This is a genomic window from Moorena sp. SIO4A1, assembly GCF_010672065.1.
GTDB lineage: Bacteria > Cyanobacteriota > Cyanobacteriia > Cyanobacteriales > Coleofasciculaceae > Moorena.
Map to the genome: position 1 here is coordinate 1 of NZ_JAAHHX010000148.1, position 5,005 is coordinate 5,005.

The 5,005-nt window shown below is 42.6% G+C and carries 2 protein-coding genes; both read right to left on the minus strand.

Translation table 11 applies throughout. The features are described 5' to 3' along the window. The coding region (locus tag F6K53_RS35105) for a condensation domain-containing protein (protein ID WP_293083896.1) at positions 1 to 2,335 on the minus strand (2,335 nt) is incomplete at its 3' end. Beyond that, positions 2,332 to 5,005: SDR family NAD(P)-dependent oxidoreductase (locus F6K53_RS35110; RefSeq protein WP_293083898.1), on the minus strand; the 2,674-nt coding region annotated here is incomplete at its 5' end. The genes F6K53_RS35105 and F6K53_RS35110, both read right to left, overlap by 4 nt.

Below are 5,005 nucleotides of genomic sequence, written 5' to 3' on the forward strand. Positions count from 1 at the left end.
TAACCTTTCCTCTTGGAGGCGACGGTACTAAATCAGAAATATGTAATCTGGGAAGGGTTTTTACTTGTGGCTGAACTACCACTGCTACTTGCTCTATTTCTGGCAGCGATCGCAACTGTTCTTCCCAACGTGACACTAACTCGGAGTCAATCACCTCCAATTGTGCTAACGCTGATTCATCTATTAGTCCTTTGCCTGTTAAGGGCAGGTTAGATACTGTTACATAGGCACTTGGCAGCATATAGCTGGGTAATTCGGTCTTTAACTGGTTGTGGAGAGACTCTGACAAGAAAGATTTTGAGGTCACTACATAAGCAACTAGTTGTCGTTGTCGCATGATCACATAGCAGTCTTCCACCCCAGTAATTGCCAGTAAGGCTTTTTCTATAGCCTGCAACTCCACCCGATGCCCTTTAATCCAAGCCCAACGTTGCCCAAATCCTTGCAATTCCAGACCACCATTGGCACGAAGACAACCCCGTTCCCCAGTTTTCAATAAACTACCAAGTTCGGGATGCTCTACAAAACTAACTGGGGCTTGTTGGGTCCGATTTATGTCACTCTCAGTTAAATTGCCATCTCCAACATAAACCTCTCCTGTTACTCCTGGAGGTACTGGTTCTCCATAGGGATCTAAAACATAAACTGAAAAATCAGTCGGCAAACCCACAGGCACTACTTCTGTATGTTCTCCTGCCGTTTCAGAGGTGGGAGCCACTGGAGAGCCAAATAAATCCTCAAACAATTGATAGATAAATTTATCCTGCCCCTGTTTTCTCCCCAAGTTATTTCCGAGTGTTAGGCACTGCTGCCGCTCAGTTGCTGTTAGTAATGGTAATCGATCTATGTTAGCAGTCGGCTTTGTTACTATTGCTTGTAATAGCGTCTGAAAATGCTCCACCATTCTGGCAATAGTCTCTTCCTCAAATAGATCGGTACTGTACTTAATAAGTCCACCAAGGGACGAGCCAACCTGTATCATTTCTAGTATGAAATCAAATTGACACTCCTTCGTTGGTCTGTCAAAGGCTTCTAACTTAAGTCCTTGCCAATCCGAAGACGTCTTCATTTCACCAGAGAGCAGCTTTCGCCATTCAGACATTTGCTGTAGCAGGAAAAAAACTTGAAAAATCGGAGATCGGCTAGGGTCGCGCTTTGGCAGCAATCGCTCTACTAACAATGCGAAAGGGTAATCTTGATAGTTTACTGCTTCTAATACCGTATGCTGAACTTTAGTGATAAACTCCTTAAAACTTAAATTTTCCGACGCCGACATCCTCATAACAACTGAGTTAGCAAAGAAGCCCACAATTGGAGCCTCTTCAGCTCTATTTCTACCTGATGTGGGAGAACCAACTAAAATATCTTCTTGACCTGTGTAACGATAAAGAAAGACACCAAAGACTGCCAACAATAGCGTGTAGAGCGTGACATTTTCTTTTTGAGCTAATTCTATAAGCTGCTGACTGAGTTTTTCAGATAAGCTAAAATGATAGGCTGCTCCCTCGTAGGTTTGTATGGGCGGGCGTGGTTTGTCTGTGGGTAGATTTAAGCTTGGTAATTCGCCCGCTAGTTTTTGTTTCCAGTATTGCCAAAGGATTTCTCCTCTGGGGCTATCTAAAATTTTCCTTTGAGCGCGAACATAATCTTGATATGAATAGTTCAGAGGGGGAAGAGATGCTGGTACATTGGTCTGTTGAGCTTGATACAATTTGGCTAATTCTTGAAAGATGATGTCTATAGACCAGCCATCACAGGCAATGTGGTGTATTGTCAGCAGTAGAATATGCTCTTGAAATGACCGCACAAACCACCTGACGCGCATCCCCGATTCCTTTTCCAGGTTAAAAGGATGCTTGTGAGCTTCAATCACTCTCTGATTTAATTCCTCTTTACTCCAAGTGGAGGCATCAACCTGCAAAAAGTTCACTTCTTGATGGCGATCCACTTGTTGAATGGGTACTTGACCTAGCTTAGGAAATGTGCTTGACAGTATGAGGTGACGTTGGCATATGGCTTGAAAAGCTTGCTTCCAAGCTGTCACATCCACCTGAGAGCAAATACGAACAGGTACGGACACGTTATAAACACAACTACCAGGTGCTAGTTTCCAGAGAAACCACATTGCCTGTTGTCCGTAGGAAAGGGGATAAACCTTGAGAATATCTGGTTTGTCATGCAGTAACTGTAAAATCTCTCCCTTATGTTGCTTCAGCAGAGCCAATACTGATGTAGTTGATTCTTCTTTGGGAGCATCGTAGCGTAGCTGCGAACCTTCACTCCAGATCTGCCAACCTTTAATTGAAAGCTCTTGTAAAAACTCAACTAAATTCATAATTCACCCCTTACTCGTTCTATCTGGTCTGGTTCTTCTGTGTAAAGTTGTTGGTGATTTTTCCACTCAACTTTTTGACTAGCGTCAATCTCGTTCAGTTGATCTTTTACTTCAGTTACGATATCAGCAATACTAAGCCCTTCTATAAATTTTACAGTAGGAATATCTATCCCTAGCTTAACTAGACTCATATTTCGCAATTCTACAGCCATTAGGGAATCAAGTCCCATACTATTTAAAGGTTTTTGTAAGCTTATTTCTGAAGCGCTTGTCCGTAACGATTTCGCAATTTCATTTTGAAAATGATTCAATAAAATGTTTTCTATTTTACTTGGTGAAGCTGCTTTTAATTGTTCTAAAATACTAGACTCCTGACTCTCTATTGTCTCTATTGAAGGGGTTTTCATATCCACAGTAGAGAGAGTCATCAGGTCACTAAATAGCTTTCCTAATCCCCTTACTTCATAATATTCCTTAAATGTAGACCAATCTACCTTTGTCACTAGCGGTTGAATAGCATTGGTTTTCAAAAGGAATTTTAAGGCATTGAATCCTTCCTCTGGTTGTAATGCTTCTATCCCAATCTGGTTCATCCATCGGACATAATTTTCGTCAGCAATCATTCCCCCAACAACGAAAATTCCCCAATTTATACTTAACGCTGGAAGCCCAATCGAACGACGATAAGAGGCTAGGATATTGAGAAAGTGGTTAGCTGCATCATAATGTCCGTGACCTAGAGAACCCCACACTGACGCAATTGAAGAAAAGCAGATAAAAAAGTCTAGACTAATCTCCTTAGTTAGTTGATGTAGAACCCAGGTTCCAACTGTCTTAGGGGAAAGCAAAGATTCAAATACTTTATAATTCATCTGACTTAATTTGTGTTCGCCACTTAAGCCAGCCGCATGAATAATACCCCGTAGTGGTTTTTGAGCAGTATCGATCCCTTTAATAATTGAGGACATTTGAGCTTGGTCGGTAACATCAGATGCGTACACTGTTACGCTAGCTCCCTTTTCTTCCATGAGTTGAATAGCTTGAACCTGTTTCCATTCATTACTCTCTCGATCCAGGTTAGGCCAATCTTCCCGTGGGGGCAGCCCTTTACGTCCAATTAGTACCAACTGGCAAGCTCCTTGCTCTACCATCCACTGGGCTAACTTCAATCCTAAGAAACCAGTACCGCCAGTAATTAAGTAAGTGGCATCAGGCCGGAACTGAAAACTTTGAGATTCTGTAAACTTCTTATGTATCAGACGTGCTACGTAACGCTGTGCATCTCGGAAGACAATATGGTTTTCATCATTTGCATCTCCGATTTCTGTTAAAAGTGTTGTACAGGAATGCTCTGGTGCGACATTAGGGTCTAAATCTAGCATTCGGACTGACAATTCGGGATGTTCCAAAGAGATTACTCTACCCATTCCCCACAAAGGTGATTGAGCTAACCCTGATATTGAATCTTTGATGGGAAGAACTGGCTGGGCACCTTTGGTTACCAACCACAGGCGGGGAGATTGCAAAAATTGTGCCTCGCTCAAGGCTTGAACTAAGTATAAGGCACTCCCACATCCCTGTTTTGAAGCTACTTTCAAGCCTTCTGGTGTTAGTTCCTCTGCTCTTGGAGTATCTAAGCTCCATAGATGGAACACTCCTTTAAAATCGGGCAGATTAGCTTTTACCTCTGTCACCAGTTTTAAGTAGTGATCATAATTTTCCGGGTTTATGGTAAACTCTTCTGATCCTATCTGTTGGTACTCTTTTCCTGGAAACACCAAATTACAGACTTGTCCGAAGGTCCGCAGTCGATCTGCCAACTGTTGAGCGATACCTTGTCGGTCTGCAAAAATTAACCATCCTTCACTGGGCGACAACGATGGAGTCACTGCAGTTTGGGCAATAATTACACTCCGGGAGGATAGCACCTCTTTTGTTTCCCGAACATCGGGCAGGTTTACCACTTTTGGAAAACCGCTTTCGACTAGCAATTGCTGCCACTTTGATTGATTTAGTAGGGGCTGATTGGGTCGTAAATCAAAATCGCTAAACTTCCACCATCCCTCTAACATTCCAAAGGATAAAGTCACCCACCGCCTGGGAGTTGTGATTTCCAATAACACAAACATCCCTCCAGGTCTCAACAACTGTTTCACATGTTGTAGGGTTTTACGCAAAGAAGATGTAGCATGGATTACGTTAGCTGCTACTATTACATCGTACTGATGGGGTTCAAACCCTTGAAGTTCGGGATTTTTTTCAATGTCTAAGTTTTGATAGTGTATGAATGGGTAATCCCGAAATCTCTCCTGTGCTTTGCTAGTAAAGGAAGTACCGATATCGGTGAAGATATATTCTGTTTGCTCTGGATTTAGATGAGGCAATATATAGCTAGTAGTTCCCCCCGTCCCTGCTCCAATTTCTAATAATCGCACCCCTCGGCTTGGAGGTAAATTTTCCAGAGCGGTGGCGATCGCTCGCTGGACTAAAGTATTGGTATATTGTGCTTCAGGAGACTGTTCATATAGTTGGGTAGCTATAGTAAAATCCCCTTCAGGGAAGAGAACTTGCAGGGGATCTATAGTTCCCTGCAAAACTGCTCTCAATTGGGAACCACAACGCTCTAACATAGTTAGTTCTGCATTAGCGCTGGGGAATTGAGCAAGTAAG